Here is an 18,408-nt window from a genome sequence, read left to right on the forward strand (position 1 = left end):
ATTATGATATTGAAAGATTATTAATAAGGAGTATATACAACGCCCAAGATTTGAGCAGCTTCATCGGCAGCAGCGTGAACATGATGCGGAACTATTGAATCATAATAAATACTGTCTCCTTCTTCCAATATATATTGTGTTTTTCCGTAACTGATTTCAACAACGCCTTTCATTACATAAATAAACTCTTCACCTTCGTGAGATGAAAGGGCAAACAAATCGTTAGCCGTTGATGGAGCAACATCTATCAGGAACGGTTCCACATGTCTGCCTGATTTATCCTGCGACAACGCATGATATTCCATATGCTTTCTTCCAGCAGAAGCGTTGTTGGTAAAATCTATACCATTTGATTCATTTGAATCACCCTTTCGATGAACAACAGGTCCCAACTCTGACTGATCATCAAGGAATGTTCCCAATCTTACGCCCAAAACTCTTGCTATCTTTATCAGCGGAGCCAAAGAAGGGAAATCTATATTATTTTCTATACGTTCAATCTGATCTACTGATAAGTTTGAACGTTGAGACATTTCTTCTATTGTTATTTGTTTTGTTTCACGAATATTCTTGATCTTTTCTCCGATCACTTTATTGTTTCCCATGAATATTAAAACTTTTAGATTAATACTTTTCTAACACTAATAATGCAAAACTAATACAAAAATAAGACTAAAACAAATAAATTTGCAAACATATCCATATATAGCACTGTTTTATCAAACAGCAATGCATATATAAACAAAAAGGCAATTCTCTTTGTATGAGAATCGCCTTTTCTTCTTCGCAAAACGAAGTTGTTTCTTATTTTCTGATACCTAATTCTTTGATGATCGCACGGTAACGTTCGATATCAACTTTGATTAGATAATCCAACAAACGACGACGTTTACCTACCAACATCTTCAATGCTCTTTCAGTGCTGTAGTCTTTGTGGTTTGCTTTCAAGTGCTCTGTCAAGTGAGCAATACGGAAAGTAAACAATGCAATCTGGCTTTCTGCTGAACCTGTGTTAGCTGCAGACTTACCATACTTTTCGAAAATTTCTTTTTTCTTTGCTGAATCCAAATACATGATTCTAATACTTTAATAAATTAATACTATGTTATCTAAGCGGTTGCAAAGGTAGTAATTATTTTATTATACACAAACATACAACACTAATTTATTTTATTTCATCATATTATTTGCCTATGTAGCAGAAATCAAAGTTGACAAGGGCAAATAAACAGATATTTCATATCAAAATGCCCTTGCCAACCAACAGAAACTTAATTTCAATCAGAATAAACTCCAGGCTACTGTCAGACCAGCCATAACAATAGCAACCATACTCATCAATTTGATAAGTATATTAAGACTTGGACCTGAAGTATCTTTAAACGGATCGCCTACAGTATCACCAACAACTGTTGCTTTATGAGCATCACTTCCTTTTCCTCCGTGGTTACCTTCTTCGATATGTTTCTTAGCATTATCCCAAGCACCTCCTGCATTAGCCATAAATATGGCTAGCACAAATCCAGTACTCAATCCTCCAATAAGAAGACCTATAACACCTGACACACCAAGAACTATACCAGTAAGCATAGGTGCCACAATCGCCAATACTGACGGGAAAATCATCTCTCGCTGCGCTCCTTTTGTTGATATTTCAACGCATCTAGCATAATCCGGTTCAGACTTTCCAGCCAATATTCCAGGAATTTCCCGGAACTGTCTTCTCACCTCTTCCACCATATGTCCTGCAGCACGGCCAACAGCATTCATTGTCAACCCGCAAAACACGAACGACATCATCGCACCAATGAACATTCCAGCCAGAACCTTTGGATTCATAAGTGTTACATCATAATATATCATAAAGTCGGAAAACGAAGCTTTTGATATTTCTATTGTCCGTCCGTCAGCAAAATTCAGGAATGATTCACCAAGGCGAAGAAGTCCTATCTTTATTTCCTCAATATAAGATGCCAATAAAGCTAATCCGGTAAGAGCAGCTGAACCGATAGCAAAACCTTTACCGGTTGCTGCAGTGGTATTTCCTAATGAATCCAGAGCATCAGTTCTACGACGCACTTCAGCGCCTAATCCTGACATCTCTGCATTACCTCCAGCATTATCTGCTATAGGACCATAAGCATCCGTAGCCAGAGTTATACCAAGAGTGGACAACATTCCTACTGCAGCAATACCTATTCCATAAAGCCCCATACCTACATTATCAAAGTCAAAGCCTGAGGCAAACAGGAATGATGCAATAATACCTACAACAACAGCCAAAACAGGAACAGCAGTTGACAACATTCCAACACCAAGACCGGAAATAATCACAGTTGCAGGTCCGGTAAGTCCTGATTCTGACACCTTTTGCGTAGGTTTATAAGATTGAGAAGTATAATACTCAGTTGCCTGTCCTATAATTATTCCAACCAACAGACCAACCACAACCGAACAGCTTATCCAGAACCAGTTTTCCAACTGAAGGAAATACAATACAGCGAAAGAAGCAATCGCTATCAGGATAGAACTAAGATTTGTTCCAACAGCTAACGACTTCAACAACTGACTGATATCTGCATCTTCTTTCGTACGGATAGCAAATATTCCTATTATTGAAAGGACAATTCCCACGGCCGCTATAAGCATAGGAGCAACAACCGCCTTATACTGCATTCCTACATCACCGGAAGAAACATAAGCCGCAGCTCCAAGAGCTGCTGTTGCCAATATAGAACCGCAATATGATTCATATAAGTCTGCTCCCATTCCTGCCACATCACCAACATTATCTCCTACATTATCCGCAATAGTAGCTGGATTGCGAGGGTCATCTTCCGGAATGCCAACCTCAACTTTACCTACCAAATCCGCCCCAACATCAGCAGCTTTGGTATAAATACCGCCACCAACACGGGCAAACAAGGCTTGAGTAGATGCACCCATTCCAAAAGTAAGCATAGTTGTTGTTATAAGTGTAAGTTTACTGGTAGGATTCAGAGCGTCTACAGGAAGAACTGCATTCAGTAATATATACCAGAAAGAAATATCAAGAAGCCCGAGCCCTACAACAACAAGCCCCATCACAGCTCCACTGCGAAATGCTATTTGAAGCCCCTTGTTCAATGAGTGGCGCGCGGCATTTGCCGTTCGAGCAGAAGCATAAGTTGCAGTCTTCATTCCAAGGAAGCCCGCAAGCCCGGAGAAAAATCCTCCCGTAAGGAAGGCTATAGGAACCCATTCGTTCTGAACATTCAGCACATAAGCCATAAATGCGAACAGAACAACCAAAACCATAAAGACATAACCAACAACCTTGTATTGTTGCTTCAGATAAGACATTGCTCCTTTACGCACGTGCGAAGCAATACGAATCATCGTTTCTGTCCCTTCGCTCTCTTTCTTCATTTGCCTGAAAAAATACCAGGCAAACAGCAATGCGAGAACTGATGCTGCCGGAATAATCCAAAAAATACTTGTCACCATATAGTAATAGATTTAAAATGGATAGCTCTGATTCTCCCTAAAGTTAAGTATAATAATAGAATAACATTCAAAAATCACGTAAAATAAACTAAAAAAGAAACGAGATTAACACCTATATTTCCTTGTTTGCAAAACAAATTATTTATCAAACACACATACCTAACAATAAATCTCAGTAATTTTGTGCCCCCAAAAGTATTATAATAAACAAGCAATGTTATAAAGCATTGAAATTTCAATGCAAACAGTTGAACGACATTTGAAATTTAAATAAAAAACAAATATGAAAACTCTTAGTAAAAATGCAATTATCGGTTATCCCGCGGGAATAATTACCGGTATTACTTATGGACTAAACCCTTTATTTGGTGTTCCTTTAATGAAAAATGGAGCTTCAGTTGAGTCTATCCTATTTTTCCGATATGCTATAGCTGTATTATTTTTAGGCGGATTCTTATTACTTAGCAGACAAAGCTTCAAAATTTCGTGGAAACAGGCTGTAGTTCTGCTTATTCTCGGAATGCTTTATACTTCAAGTAGTATTTTCCTGTTTGAAGCATATAACTATATAGCGTCGGGACTAGCTACAACTCTAATATTTCTATATCCTGTCCTCGTTGCAATTATAATGGTATTTCTCCGTGTTGTTCCTTCATGGCCAGTATGGTTATCCATTTTCCTGACTTTCGTAGGAGTTGTAATCATGACACAGGGCGATTCTTCTCAGGCAATAAATCCAACAGGCGTTATTCTGTCATTAGGTTCAGCCTTAGTTTATGCTTTGTTCATAGTGATTATTAACCGAAGTAAAATTATCAAAGACATATCAAATACTCTTCTTACATTTTATGCTCTTAGTGTTGGTGCAATTATTTTTATGGGTAAAATAATGATTTCTGACACGGGAATAACCAATGGATTGACAGGGAATATGGCATGGCTTAATTTAATAGGTCTCGCAATACTTCCAACTATTGTTTCAACTGCCACTCTAGCTATTGCTACACGAAATATCGGAGCAACAAAGGCTTCGGTTTTAGGAGTGTTCGAACCGGTTACTGCAATCCTTATCGGTACTGTAGTATTCGGTGAACCTCTGACTACAAATATCATAGTCGGTATTCTGCTTTCGGTTGCTGCTATTACATTTATGATTGCAAAAACGAAAAGATAAATTCAGGAGAAAAACATGCCGATGTTTTCTCTGAAATACCCTTTGTTTCGTTCGAAATGTCAAATATTTTCAGGGGAATAACAGGTGTTTTGTTTTTACAAGTTTCACAACTCCTGTATAATATTAATATCCAGAGATATCATGTGATTTAAGAACATATTTTCACACTATTGTTTTTAATAAATAAACTATATATATGTTCATGAAAATGCATCCGTATGTATGTGGAAATATATACGGATGTAAATTGAAATATATACGGAAGTAATCCGAATTACATTCGGATGTATTTTCAGCATAAAAAACAGAAAGGCACAAAGCTCAGAGAATTTATTTTAACTCTGTGGCTTTGTGCCTTTTATATTCAAGTCACTCTAAAATATACGAAACTTAAATTACAAATTATTTCTGCAATTTGCAATCTGAGCAACGAGACTGAATCTGCTTGAAGAAGTCGTTACCCTTATTATCTACAAGGATAAATGCAGGGAAGTCTTCAACTTCAATTTTCCAGATTGCTTCCATTCCCAATTCCGGATATTCAACGCATTCAATGCTCTTGATATTGTTCTGAGCCAAAATAGCAGCAGGACCACCAATTGAACCCAAATAGAAACCACCGTGTTTCTTACAAGCATCTGTTACCTGCTGGCTACGGTTACCTTTTGCCAACATAATCATGCTACCGCCGTGGCTCTGGAACAAATCAACATACGGGTCCATACGACCTGCAGTTGTCGGGCCCATAGAACCACAAGCCATTCCAGCAGGAGTCTTAGCAGGACCAGCATAATAAATAGGATGATCCTTGATATACTGTGGTAAGTCTTCACCACGATCCAAACGTTCTTTCAATTTTGCGTGAGCGATATCACGGCCAACAATGATTGTTCCGTTCAAAGACAAACGTGTTGCAACAGGATATTTATCCAATTCTGCAAGGATTTCATTCATCGGACGATTCAAGTCAATCTTAACAGCATTGCCTTCACCTGCCTTGCGCAATTCTTCAGGAATCAATTCACCTGGATTTGAATCAAGTTTTTCAATCCAAATACCATCCTTGTTAATCTTACAACGGATGTTACGGTCTGCAGAGCAAGAAACGCCCAAACCTACAGGACAAGAAGCACCGTGACGAGGCAAACGGATGATACGTACGTCATGAGCATAATATTTACCACCGAACTGTGCACCCAAACCAATCTTGTGAGCTTCTTCAAGAACTTGTTTTTCCAATTCGATATCACGGAAAGCACGTCCACCTTCATTACCTGTTGTAGGCAAATTATCATAGAAGCGAGTTGAAGCCAACTTAACTGTCAACAAGTTCTTTTCAGCAGAAGTACCACCAATAACGAAAGCAATATGATAAGGAGGACAAGCTGCAGTTCCAAGAGTTTTCATCTTTTCAACCAAGAAAGGAACCAAAGTTGCAGGATTAAGGATAGCTTTTGTTTCCTGATACAAATATGTTTTGTTAGCAGAACCACCACCTTTAGTTACGCAAAGGAAGTTATATTCCATACCTTCAGTTGCTTCGATGTCAATCTGAGCAGGCAAGTTACATTTAGTGTTGACTTCTTCATACATTGTCAACGGAGCGTTCTGTGAATAGCGAAGATTTTCTTCAGTATATGTTTTGAAAACACCTTCTGACAAAGCTTCTTCATCGCAATATCCAGTCCAAACCTGCTGACCTTTTTCACCGTGAATAATTGCAGTACCAGTATCCTGGCAGAAAGGAAGCAAACCTTTGCTTGCAACTTCAGCATTGCGCAAGAAAGTCAAAGCTACATATTTATCATTGTCGCTAGCTTCCGGATCGCTAAGGATTTTTGCTACCTGCTCATTGTGAGAACGGCGAAGCATGAAAGAAACATCACGGAAAGCCGCATTTGCCATCGCTGTAAGACCTTCTTTTGCGATCTTCAGGATTGGTTTTCCTTCGAATTCAGAAACAGACACATAGTCTTTTGTAAGCAAATAATACTCAGTTGTATCATGTCCGTGTTCGAACATCGGCTGATACTTGAATGAAGGTGTTGCCATATTCTTTATATTTTTATGATATATTATTGGTTTAAATACAATGCTATTTTCATGGCAAACTTAACGAAAAAAGCTGAGATAGACATAAAAAAAATGGGAAATCAATATACTTTCACTATATTCGCAACATTATGGAAAAGTACAGATTTATATTGACGTTAAGTCTTGTTATCCTGTTTATCGGAAAAGTCACTGCACAAGTCAGTCATGGAGGTTCGCCTCTTCCTTTGACTTCATTGCGAAGTACTCAGAATATTGTTTATGAACAGATGCCATATTTTGATGTGGCAGAAGAACTCCGTATTGACTCGCTGAACGAGTCAGACCACAGGAGCGGATTTCGTTTTGCCTATAAATTTATGACAAACTTCAACAGAAGTAATTCTGGAAGTTCATTTATCCTGGAAGACGGGACAAAAGTTTGGCGACTTGGCATTTATTCTCCCGGCGCATTGTCAATCAATGTTTTGTTCAGTGAATATGAATTACCTGCAGGTGCAAAACTTTTCTTATATGACGAAACCCAAACACAAATACTTGGCTCATTCACCAATGAAAATAATTCTGAACTCGACATATTGCCTGTTGCACCAATTACCGGCGAAAGAATAATAATTGAGTATCAGGAACCCAGACTGGCAGAATTTCCGGGAAGACTAACAGTTGGAGAGGTAAATCATGGTTACCGTGATTTCAAAGGAAAAGAACCGGAAGAAGGAAAAGAATCACTTGATGAAATTCCTCCTCTTAGCTGTTATGCAGACAGTTCAAGCAGTTATAATGAACTAGGTCACAGTGTCGTTCTGATGATAATTGACGGAACGACAGGCTGTACAGGTACATTAATAAATAATACACAAAAAGATGGAAAGCCTTATTTGTTGACAGCATCGCATTGCCTGAACAAATCATTTACTATTACTAATCCAGATTACGAGAAAGTTGCTAACTCCATAGTTTGTTTTTACAATTATAACAGTCCGTTGTGTAAAACTATACTCAGAGGAACGGAGGAAATGACAACAGCTTCGGCACATTATAGAGCCGTATCTGAAGGGAATGACATGGCTCTACTAGAGCTTTTAGAGCTTCCTCCTGTTTATTATCAACCTTATCTTGCAGGTTGGAATATCGAAAATGCAGGGAAATCTCCTTTCTTTTGCATACAGCATCCGTCATATTCTACAAAACGAATTAGTCTGACATATAATAATGTAGAACTAAAGACCTTCACAAGCAGTAGCTTTCCTTTTTTTGCCCAATCACATTGGTATATTGAGAAATGGGATATAGGATACACAGCCGGAGGTTCATCCGGTTCTGCCCTATTCAACTCAAATAATAGGATAATTGGGGCACTGAGTGGAGGACAATCAAAAAAAGGTTCACCATATAATGACTATTTTTATTCTCTTTCTAAAATCTGGGACCAGCAAAAAGAAGAAAACAAACAGTTAAAACACTGGCTTGACCCACAAAATACTGGAGCTAAAGACTGCGAAGGGATGAATCCATATTCAAACACGTCATGTTTCAGACTGAGTAATGTTGGAGATTCAGGTCAAAAAGAGAAAATAGAGTGTTCAGCTTATTCTTCAACTGATTCTAGACCTTTGTTTGGAAATAATTCTTCAGGAAATTCCGAATATCTTGAGGAATATTCTCTATCAGGAGATGCGATTCTTCATGGTACTTATATTGTGACTCCAGAAATAGGTAAATCTACTGAGAATTTGAATGTGGAAATTGTTGTTTATGACAGCAACAATAATTCTCCCTATACATTATTATATAGTGAAACTTTCAAGCCTAGTTATCTTAACTTGGAGAATGACTCATTTATTGAAACAAACAAACCACTTGGACGAGCGCAAGAACATTTTATCCGATTTGAAACTCCCGTTAAAGTCAATAATAGATTTTATATAGGTTACAAAATTCAACAAGCATCTGATGAAGTATCTTTTGCAGCGTACAATCTTCCCAAAGGTTGTATAAGTGGAGCTACTACATGGATAAAAGAAAAAGATATTTGGAAAAAATCAACAGAATATGCAGCAGCAGGTTTTGCCACATCATTATATTTGGATCCTGTGATAGAATACAAGACTTTAGTTTCAAACGAAGATGTCACCTCTCCAGCTTCGGAAGATATAATAATCTATGTTGAGAATTCAACAAAAGAAATACGGATAATTTTCCCGGATGAAGAGACTGCAAAAGATTCTTATTTCAGGATTTATTCAATGAAAGGTGAGCTGGTAGAATATTCCAGCAATCTTCAGAAAGAAAACATAATCAATCCTAAAAATATCAACCAAGGCATTTATATTATAAAAGTCGAGGGGAAAAATCAGTCTGTGACAAAGAAAATAGTATTATAGTATCTGTTTTCACCTTGATATTTACATAAAAAGCACTTTTCCTTAAATATTTTAAAGCAAGTTTGATATCCAAATTAAAAAAATGCTGTACTTTTGTCACTTGGTTATGTGTTAGGTAGAAAAGATTAAAAAATATATACAAACATTTTATTTAAACTTACAACAATTATGAACAGAAAGTTTTTATTGCCTTTCTTAGTATTGGCAGCAATTTTGACTTTTTCTTCTTGTTCTAACAAATTGAAACCGTTAGCAGAAGAATACGTTAAAGCAGAACCACAGCCGATGGAAGCTATCGGTGGTAAAGTTCCTGTTACTATCAACGCTACATTCCCAGCAAAATGGTTCAACAAAAAAGCTGTAGTAACTGTTACTCCGGTAATCCGTTATGAAGGCGGCGAAGCTTGGGGAACTTCTTACACTTACCAGGGTGAAAAAGTTCAGGGTAACAACCAAGTTATTGCTTACAAACAGGGCGGCAATGTTACAATGAAATCTAATTTCACTTACAAACCAGAAATGAAAAAATCTGAATTGTATTTGACATTCGACGCTAAAATCAAAAACAAAACTGTTAAATTGCCTGATTTGAAAATCGGTGAAGGTGTAATCGCTACCTCAGAATTGGCAGACGCTGCTACAGCTAACGCTGCTATCGCTGCTGATAAATTCCAGCGCATCATCAAAGAAGCTCACGATGCAAACATCATGTTCTTAATCCAGCAGGCTGAACTTCGCTCTAAAGAGTTGAAGAAAGATGAAATCGCTGACTGGAAAGACTTGGTTAAGAATGCAGACGAAGCTCCTAACCAGAACGTAGCAATCGAAATCCAGGCTTACGCTTCTCCTGATGGTGGTTTGAAATTGAATGAAGGTTTGGCTGAAAGACGTGAAGGTAACACTTCTAAATATTTGGCTAAAGAATTGAAGAAGATGAAAGTTGACGTTCCAGTTGACGCTAAATATACTGCTCAGGACTGGGAAGGCTTCCAGGAATTGGTTTCTAAATCAAACATCCAGGATAAAGACTTGGTATTGCGTGTTCTTTCAATGTACAAAGATTCTGAACAGCGCGAACAGGAAATCAAAAACATTTCTTCTGTATTCAGCACATTGGCTGAAGAAATCTTGCCTCAGTTGCGTCGTTCACGCTTGATCGCTAACATCGAAATCATCGGTAAATCTGACGACGAAATCTCTGCTTTGGCTAAGAGCAATCCTAAAGAATTGAACGTTGAAGAAATCCTTTACGCTGCTACATTGACTAACAATGATGCAGAAAAAGCTACTATCTATAACAAAGCTTCTGAATTGTATCCTAACGACTACCGTACATGGAACAACATCGGTATGATGGCATTCCGTGCTGGTGACTTGGCTAAGGCTGAACAGATGTTCAACAAAGCTAACTCAGTTAAGAACAATCCTGAATCTAACATGAACTTAGGTTTGATCGCTTTGACTAAGGGTGACCAGGCTAAAGCTCAGCAGTTGTTCGGTAGCGCTTCTGGCGTTGCAGAATTGAGCGAAGCTCTTGGTGTTCTTTACTTGAAACAGGGCGAATATGCTAAGGCTGTTAACTCATTCGGTTCAATCAAATCTAACAATGCTGCTTTGGCTCAGATCTTGACAAAAGATTACAGCAAAGCTTCTCAGACTTTGAACGGTGTTGCTAAAGCTGACGCTACAACTTCTTACTTGAAAGCTATCGTTGCTGCTCGTACTAACGATGCAAACGGCGTAATCAGCAACTTGAAAGACGCTATTGCTAAAGACAGCAACATGAAGAAAGAAGCTGCTATCGATTTGGAATTTGCTAAATATGCTACTAACTCAGATTTCACTGCATTGGTAAAATAATAAGATTCCAATAAGATAAAAATAATAAACCCCGGCTGTCCAGAACAGTCGGGGTTCTTTTTTATTATATCCTTATTATTAGAATGCTGCAACTTCCTGAACTTTATACACCATTTCCATCCATACCCAATATCTCAAGGCTTTGCCCAAAAACATTGAAATAGCAACAATCCATACATTACCACGAAGGAAACCAAGAGCAACAGCAATAAAATCACCAATGCCAGGTAAAAAAACGAAGAATGCCATCCATGAACCTTTTCCCTCAATCCAATTTTGCACTTTCTGCAATTTTACCTTATCCAATTTGAGGTATTTCTCAATCCACTCCACTTTTCCCAACATTCCTAACCAATAGCAACTCATTCCGCCAAGGAAATTGCCTAAAGTGGCAGCAATCATACATGGCCAATAAGAAGCGCCGGCAAGAAGCACACCGGTCAAAACTACCTCACTACTGAATGGTAAAATTGTCGCAGCAAGGAAAGAGGCGATAAAAACACCTATGTATCCAAAATCTATAAGAAATTCCATATACGAAGAATGAAGAATATAAAATAAGCAATTAATGACACATTAAACATCCAAAACACATATTTCCCTTTTACAACGGTAAAGAAATGAGCTATGAGAATAGAAGCCGGCAAACCTATAACTTGCAAGAACTCTTCTGAAGACTGCTCGTAAAGGAAGAAAAGGCCAAAAGACCATACAGTCATCAATATAAGGAACGAAAGAAATTGACGTGTTCGCAAATTATCTTCATGCTCATGGGTAATTATATTTATTGAAGCTATAGAAATAAGTATCACTCCATATATTATACCAATCCAATCTGTCCACTCAGAATTAAAAATCTGTAATGGTTGTATCTTAAATAATGTATGATAAGGAATGCTTAATGCTGAATAATCGCTTTGCCAAACACACCAGCCGAATACAAACCAATATATCGTAATAACTCCCATAACTGAAGCCACAAACGAACGTATATTCAGTGAGCGGAATTTATACATTCCAAACCAGAATAATGGCAGAAAACACAATATATAAGTCCAAAGCAAACTTCCCACTCCTATAATAAAAGAAGCATTGAATGCCCTGTATGTATTGTAAGGATTATGATATGAAATAAAAAGCTGATAAATTGCCAACACAAGGCAAAAAACTCCAAACGAAGCTGACTTAATTGGGAAAAAATCCGGATTTGTACTACTAAGGAGCATATAAAAGAGAACTGGCAACAGCGTTTTCTCTCTAATCAGCATTAGTGAATAATTTGCCCTATGAACCAAAAACGCTCCGCCAACCATAAGAAAGAAACCTATCATAAATGTTATTCCTTTCTCTGGCATTATCTGGCAAATATAATTCCACAATGGAGGAGCTGATATTTCTCCATAAACAGGATAACCTATCGAGAAAATATATCCGGCAATCCAACACAAAATACAAGCAATATTAATGAAAAGGAAAATCGAAAGCTTGCCGGTCGTATATCGGGAAGAAAACATAAAAACAAGAGAATTTTATGCAATAAATACTATAAAAAAGAGCTGGGGAAAGACTGGCCATAAGCCATATATTTCCTCCCCAACTCTTTATCTGGTTTATTTCTTACAGGTCAAATCCGATATCACTGCGGAAATATTTCTTATCGAAATCAATCGCTTTTGCTCCGGCAAATGATTTGGCAAGTGCTTCTTCCTTATCTTTTCCGTATGAGCTGACTGCGATAACACGTCCGCCGTTTGTCAGAATCTTTCCGTCTTCTTCTTTTGTTCCTGCGTGGAAAAGAATACTGTCAGTAACGTTTTCCATTCCTGTCATTACTTTTCCTTTTTCATAAGCTTCAGGATAACCACCGCTAACCAACATTACTGTAACTGCAGCGCGTTCGTCCTCTACAAGAGTCTTAGATGCAAGATTTCCGGCAGCAACACCTTCAAGAAGCTCAACCAAATCACTCTTGATACGCAACATTACAACTTCTGTTTCCGGGTCACCCATGCGACAGTTGTATTCTATAACCATCGGTTCGTTCTTGACATTGATAAGTCCAAGGAAAATAAAACCTTTATAATCCAAGCCTTCTGACTTCAGACCTTCAACTGTCGGACGGATAATTCTTTCGTCAACTTTCTGCATGAACACAGTATCAGCAAACGGAACAGGAGAAACTGCACCCATACCGCCAGTGTTAAGTCCTGTATTGCCTTCGCCGATACGTTTATAATCTTTTGCAACTGGCAATACTTTATAATCGTTTCCGTCAGTAATTACGAATACAGAACATTCAATACCATCAAGGAACTCCTCGATTACAACAGTCTTGCTGGCATCACCAAACATTCCGCCCAACATATCGCCAAGTTCTTTTTTGGCTTCTTCCAAAGAATCTATAATCAATACACCCTTTCCTGCAGCCAAACCATCTGCTTTAAGAACATAAGGAGCTTCAAGCTGTTCAAGGAAAGCATATCCTTCCTCCAGATTCTCTGCAGAAATACTCTTATATCTTGCAGTAGGAATATTATGACGCATCATAAATGCTTTTGCAAAGTCCTTGCTACCTTCAAGCTGTGCACCGGCTTTGCTTGGACCGATAACAGGAATTCCAGCAAGTTCTGCATCGTTCTTGAAGAAATCATATACACCTTTAACAAGTGGGTCTTCAGGACCGACTACAACCATATTCACGTCATTTGCCAAAGCAAATTCCTTGATTGCAGGAAAGTCGTCAGCTTTGATATTTACATTTGTTCCAGCCTGAGCTGTTCCTGCATTTCCCGGAGCAATAAATAATTTATCTACTTTCGGGCTTTGTGCTATTTTCCAAGCAATGGCGTGTTCTCTACCGCCTGAACCTAATAATAAGATGTTCATATTTTGAGTTTTTAAGTTTTTGAGTTTATAAGTTGACAAGGGAACGAGGGAACGAGTTAACAAGGAACTATATTAAGAATATATTCAACTCTACTACTTAACTCCTTGGTTCCTTAACTTCTCAATCCCCTATCCTTATTTCAAATAATCATCGAAATAACGAGTTATTTTCTCATGCAAATGAGGTCTGTCCTTGCCTATTACATTGTGCTCATGTCCCGGATATACGAAATAATCAGGATAAGTATTTGCTTCAACACAAGCTTTCAGGAAGCCGAGGCTGTGCTGCCATACTACAACCGGGTCGATATCTCCATGAATCATCAGCAAATGACCTTTCAGGTTTCCGGCTTTCAACTTAAGATTTGCATTCTTGTAACCTTCCGGATTCTCCTGAGGACGGTCCATATATCTTTCACCATACATGATTTCATATTTACTCCAGTCAATAACCGGACCACCAGCAACTCCAACCTTGAATATATCAGGATATGTAAGCATAAGGTTTGTTGTCATGAAACCACCATAGCTCCATCCATGAACTCCGATACGGTCAGCATCAACATAAGATTTCGTTTTCAGGAATTCCACACCTTTCACCTGGTCTGCCATTTCATTCACTCCAAGATTTCGGTGAATTACACTTTCAAAATCAAAACCTCTGTTTGCCGAACCACGGCTATCAACTGTGAATACAACATATCCGCGATTAGCCATATAAATATCCCAACCGCTAACGCCGCCCATCCAGTTTCCTGTTACCAGCTGAGCATGCGGACCACCATATACATACACAATTGTCGGATATTTCTTTCCAGGAACCATATTTCCCGGTTTTACAATGAAATAATTCAAATCTGTTGTGCCATCGGCAGCCTTTATTGTGCCACGTTCCACTTCCGGCATTACATAACCTTCATAAGGATTCTTTGCCGTAAGAATATTCTTCAGAGTCTTGCCCTTTTTAGTTTCGATAATATCAATGTTACGAGGAACATTCCAAGATGAATAATTGTCAATAAGATATTTTCCGTCGTGGCTTAACATTGTGTTGTGAACACCAACTTTCTGTTCGCTTGGCGACATACACAACAATGCTCCTTTCTTGATATTAAGCTTCCATGTCTTTACTGACAAAGGATTGTTAGATTCAGGCAAATCAGCTGAAATAGGTTTAGTTGCCGATATAAACAAGTTGTCACCTTTTTCGTCGAATCCCAAAACATCACTTACAATCCATCTGCCTTCTGTCAGCTGACGGACAAGAGTTCCATCTGTGTTATAAAGATACAAATGGTTGAAACCATCACGCTGGCTCTGCCAAATGAATTGCTCAGGATTCTCAGGCAAGAACAATACCGGCTGTTGCGGCTCAACGTAATGTTCATTCTTCTCTGTAAACAAATCTGCGTCCTTACTTCCTGTTTCAGCAGAATAACGAACCAAATGCATTTCATTCTGTTCACGGTTAAGCTCCGCTATATAGACGTATTTGCTATCCGGACTCCAAGCTACATTTGTTAGGAATTTCTCTTTAGGTGTTCCAGTCTTCAACCATGTTATCTTTCCTGATTCAACATTATATATTCCGACTGTTACATGATGACTCTTCATCCCTGCCATCGGATAACGGCGAGGATTCACAGTGGCACATCTAGCTGTTATATCAACCAGCGGATAAGGTGTAACCATTGACTCGTCCATTCTGTAGAATGCAAGCTGTGAACCGTCAGGCGACCAGAACAATCCTTTGTGAATACCAAATTCGTTCTGATGAACGGACTGACCACAGACAATACCTTCGCCTTTCTCATCAGTAACAACGCTTACTTTATTCTCAGGAGAAAGAACTCGGACGTTGTTGCCTTCAGTAAAAGCAAAATAGCCGGTAGCCGGACAATATTCATAGTTTGCACCACCTTTGTCCATATTATAAGAACGTTCCACCTTGTTTTCCTTGTAATTATAATGTACAAGTACATTATGGGCACGGAAACTCAGAATTTCCTCTTCTTCCTGATCCGGAACGGAAATTCTTGGCATATTGCCGATAGTTTTCAGACCGGCATCTTCCAAAGCCTTATTCATTGTCTGCAAAGTGGTGACACACTTCAAGGAATTCTTACCCTGGCGAACTGCGTCGCCCATAATTACAGAATCACCTTTGGTGTAAAGATAACTATCACCACACCATTGAAGCTGAGGAACAGATTTCGGCACAAAACGGCTATAATTCTTGCCGCCCGGAATCAAGTCCTGCAAGCCCAAATCCTTACTCTGAGCCACAGCTATCGAAGCACAAGCTATGGCACAGAGACAAACCAAACCACTTTTTCTTAGTTCCATCTTCTTTTCTTATCCTTTCTATCTTCTCTTTCCTTATATTTCATCTTGCCCGGTCCGGAATTTCCCATTCTCTTGACTCCAGGGCGTGAAGAACGGCGAACTTCTTCATCTTCAGAATACAATGCTGCAAAACGACGTTCAGGACGGTCTGGCTTCTGGTTTCTGAAATTAGACGCACCTTTTGATTCTCTGCGATCCTTACGTCTGTCATCATCATCAGAATTGCGATTACCTTTCTTAGCTTCATTTTCAGCCTTGTTTTTCTTGAATTCTTTGTTTGTTCCTTCAAATATTTCGTAGCAGCGATATTCGCATTCCAACGAACCGTTCATAAGTTTGCAACGCTCAGACGGGCGAAGTCCAATTTTGTCGAAACACTCATCCTTATATGAAAGAATCCATGCCTTATAACCCATGAACACATGTTTCAGACGCTCGCCAATCATAGAATATAAACCAAGAAGGTCGCGGCTCGAAATACGTTCACCATAAGGAGGATTTGTCACCAAAATACCTGGCTGCGGAGCCGAAGTCATCTGCTGGAACGGCAAAGTTTTCAGGCAAACATATTTAGTAAGACCTGCACTGCGGACATTCTCCATTGCAATGTCGATAGCCTGCTGAGAAATATCAGAGCCATAACACATAAAGTTGAATTCTCTTTCCTGAGAATCGTCGTTATAAATTCTGTCGAAAAGTTCACGGTCAAAATCAACCCATTTTTCAAAAGCAAATTCTTTGCGGTGAACACCTGGAGCAATATTCAAAGCAATCATCGCAGCTTCAATAAGCAATGTTCCAGAACCACACATAGGGTCAACAAAGTTTGACTCGCCTTTCCATCCGGTTTTCAGAATCATACCGGCAGCCAAAACCTCGTTAAGAGGAGCTTCAGTCTGGTCAACTCTGTAACCACGTTTGTGAAGACTCTCACCAGAACTGTCGATAGACAACGTACAATCATTGTGAGATATATGAATATTGATAAGCAAATCAGGATTATTGACTCTCACTGACGGTCTTTTCTGTCCGTTTTCAACGAAATAATCCACAATAGCATCCTTAGTTCTGTATGCTACGAATTTAGAGTGGTTGAAATCTTCGGAATAAATAACCGAATCGATAGCAAAAGTCTTGTCGTTGGTTATATAATTTTCCCATTTGATTTTTTTCACCTCTTTATATACAGTGTCCGCGTCCTTCGCTTTAAACTTATATATCGGCATAAGTATTCTTAGAGCCGTGCGGCAATAGAAATTAGCCTTGTAAAGAAGTTCTTTGTCGCCATAGAAAGAGACCATGCGTCGGCCTGTCTGTACATCGGTTGCGCCAAGTTGAATCAACTCTTGTGCTAGCACATCTTCCAACCCGTAAAGGGTTTTAGCAACCATTTCAAATGAATTCATGTTTTGTTTTTGAATTTGTTAATATATATACTTAAGTCTATAATCTCAATTTCTTAGTTACCACATAAGAGCCACGCGGAATTCCATTGTCGGAGGATTCACATCAACAAAGAAATCACTGAATGTTGAATAGAAAGCTATTGAACCCGGAGAATAGTCGTAGGTGTAAGTTTCAGTCCAGAAAACTAGATTTCCCTGATCATCCATAGCTTCCTGATGCAAGACATAAGGAAGTGGAGTCTGAGTTTCAATACCAACATTTGTGTACAGATATGCTGAAACCAAACCGTCTGTATAAATAAACTCATCAATTTCCGGAACTTCAAACTCATAAAAGAATCTTGGGTTGGAGCCATCCTCGTTCTGCATAATCTTCCAATCTCTGGAATCAACAGTGAAAGTCAGAATTTTCCAGTTGGTTCCCGGTCCGGCAGGACCTTCAGGTCCCATCGGCCCTTCACACGATGCAAAAGTCATCAGAAGGGCAAACAAAAAGAATACTATTTTTTTCATATATATCAATAACTGTATGTATTATCTGCAAAGATAAAATTTTATCCCGTTATTTTATTTATAAATGGTAAGCTTAAACCAAAAAATGTCAGCAATAAGTTCAAGTCACATGCATAAAACCTTTCTTATTCGCAAAATAAAGGAAGCAGCGATAAAAGCTGTTTTAATAATCATCACACAATCAACCATTTGCATTTTCAGCATTTTTCAGCTGCATGGAAAAGTTTTTTCATAATATATGAAACAAAAATTTCACAATATATGAAAATAAAATTCCACAATATATGGAAAAACTTTTTCA

General features: G+C 38.5%; 13 protein-coding genes. 3 read left to right on the forward strand and 10 right to left on the reverse strand.

The genetic code is table 11. The features are described 5' to 3' along the window. Positions 1–20: 20 nt before the first annotated feature. The 3 genes from ACYIAR_RS08670 to ACYIAR_RS08680 all read right to left on the reverse strand — a co-directional run bounded on the left by ACYIAR_RS08670 (position 21) and on the right by ACYIAR_RS08680 (position 3,486). Complete coding sequence (locus ACYIAR_RS08670) at positions 21–605, reverse strand: helix-turn-helix domain-containing protein (RefSeq protein ID WP_480328865.1); 585 nt, start codon at positions 603–605, stop codon at positions 21–23. Positions 606–804: 199 nt separating this feature from the next. Further along, positions 805–1,074, reverse strand: coding sequence for a 30S ribosomal protein S15 (gene rpsO / locus ACYIAR_RS08675; RefSeq protein ID WP_480328867.1), 270 nt, complete (start codon positions 1,072–1,074; stop codon positions 805–807). A gap of 207 nt (positions 1,075–1,281) precedes the next feature. Further along, entirely contained in the window at positions 1,282–3,486 is a 2,205-nt protein-coding gene (locus tag ACYIAR_RS08680) for a sodium-translocating pyrophosphatase (protein WP_480328869.1), read from the reverse strand. Positions 3,487–3,769: 283 nt separating this feature from the next. Between ACYIAR_RS08680 and ACYIAR_RS08685 the strand changes: the two genes are divergently transcribed. Further along, the gene (locus ACYIAR_RS08685; RefSeq protein WP_480328871.1) at positions 3,770–4,660 is read left to right on the forward strand and encodes an EamA family transporter; all 891 of its coding nucleotides are present in this window, start codon (positions 3,770–3,772) and stop codon (positions 4,658–4,660) included. 402 nt (positions 4,661–5,062) lie between these two features. Here ACYIAR_RS08685 and ACYIAR_RS08690 read toward each other — a convergent pair whose 3' ends face one another. After that, the gene (locus ACYIAR_RS08690; RefSeq protein WP_480328873.1) at positions 5,063–6,712 is read right to left on the reverse strand and encodes a fumarate hydratase; all 1,650 of its coding nucleotides are present in this window, start codon (positions 6,710–6,712) and stop codon (positions 5,063–5,065) included. A 131-nt stretch (positions 6,713–6,843) separates the two neighbouring features. Between ACYIAR_RS08690 and ACYIAR_RS08695 the strand changes: the two genes are divergently transcribed. Both ACYIAR_RS08695 and ACYIAR_RS08700 read left to right on the forward strand, forming a co-directional pair. Next, on the forward strand, positions 6,844–9,096 hold the full coding sequence (locus ACYIAR_RS08695; protein ID WP_480328875.1) for a T9SS type A sorting domain-containing protein: 2,253 nt from the start codon (positions 6,844–6,846) through the stop codon (positions 9,094–9,096). Positions 9,097–9,264: 168 nt separating this feature from the next. Continuing rightward, positions 9,265–10,956, forward strand: coding sequence for a tetratricopeptide repeat protein (locus ACYIAR_RS08700; RefSeq protein ID WP_480328877.1), 1,692 nt, complete (start codon positions 9,265–9,267; stop codon positions 10,954–10,956). Between the two features lie 78 nt (positions 10,957–11,034). Here the strand turns inward: ACYIAR_RS08700 and ACYIAR_RS08705 are convergent, their stop codons facing one another. The 6 genes from ACYIAR_RS08705 to ACYIAR_RS08730 all read right to left on the reverse strand — a co-directional run bounded on the left by ACYIAR_RS08705 (position 11,035) and on the right by ACYIAR_RS08730 (position 18,107). Continuing rightward, positions 11,035–11,490, reverse strand: coding sequence for a YqaA family protein (locus ACYIAR_RS08705; protein ID WP_480328879.1), 456 nt, complete (start codon positions 11,488–11,490; stop codon positions 11,035–11,037). After that, on the reverse strand, positions 11,475–12,470 hold the full coding sequence (locus ACYIAR_RS08710; RefSeq protein ID WP_480328881.1) for a hypothetical protein: 996 nt from the start codon (positions 12,468–12,470) through the stop codon (positions 11,475–11,477). Before ACYIAR_RS08710 ends, ACYIAR_RS08705 begins: the two co-directional genes overlap by 16 nt. Before the next feature lie 103 nt (positions 12,471–12,573). Then, entirely contained in the window at positions 12,574–13,842 is a 1,269-nt protein-coding gene (gene purD / locus ACYIAR_RS08715) for a phosphoribosylamine--glycine ligase (RefSeq protein WP_480328883.1), read from the reverse strand. A gap of 135 nt (positions 13,843–13,977) precedes the next feature. After that, positions 13,978–16,188 carry a S9 family peptidase gene (locus ACYIAR_RS08720; RefSeq protein WP_480328885.1) on the reverse strand — a complete coding sequence of 737 codons (2,211 nt, stop codon included), beginning with the start codon at positions 16,186–16,188 and terminating at the stop codon, positions 13,978–13,980. Continuing rightward, positions 16,179–17,579 (reverse strand): THUMP domain-containing class I SAM-dependent RNA methyltransferase, encoded by a 1,401-nt coding sequence (locus ACYIAR_RS08725; protein WP_480333597.1) that lies wholly within the window; start codon positions 17,577–17,579, stop codon positions 16,179–16,181. The genes ACYIAR_RS08720 and ACYIAR_RS08725 overlap by 10 nt, the downstream gene beginning before the upstream one ends. 72 nt (positions 17,580–17,651) lie before the next feature. Continuing rightward, complete coding sequence (locus ACYIAR_RS08730; protein WP_480328887.1) at positions 17,652–18,107, reverse strand: hypothetical protein; 456 nt, start codon at positions 18,105–18,107, stop codon at positions 17,652–17,654. Positions 18,108–18,408 lie beyond the last annotated feature (301 nt).

The sequence above is a fragment of the Parabacteroides sp. KHUB-01 genome (genome assembly GCF_056640935.1).